1 protein-coding gene is annotated in these 266 nt (G+C 69.2%); it reads right to left on the reverse strand.

Annotated elements, in window-relative coordinates:
- A partial coding sequence (locus JI666_RS22110) for a hypothetical protein (protein WP_206895042.1) occupies positions 1-241 on the reverse strand: 241 nt, incomplete at its 3' end.
- Positions 242-266 lie beyond the last annotated feature (25 nt).

Genomic DNA, 266 nt, shown 5'->3' on the forward strand with positions numbered 1-266 from the left:
GGTCGAAGGGGAGCATCCCCTCAAGCGTGGGATCGACCGACAGGCCGGTGCCGTCCTCGTTCGGCGCGGTGAAATAGAACAGCGGAATGTCCGTGCCCTCGGCCACCGGGCCCGGCGCCAGCGTGCTGAGATAATAGGCCGCCGTCACCGGGTAGCCGTCGATCTCGCCGCGCTGGCGGGCGGCTTCCAGCGGCGTGTCGCCCGACATGCCCGACACGAAGGTCCAGTCGACACCCAGCATGTCCATCGCCACCGCCGTGCGGATC

The sequence above is a fragment of the Bacillus sp. NTK071 genome, from assembly GCF_017303315.1.
Lineage (GTDB): Bacteria > Bacillota > Bacilli > Bacillales > Guptibacillaceae > Guptibacillus.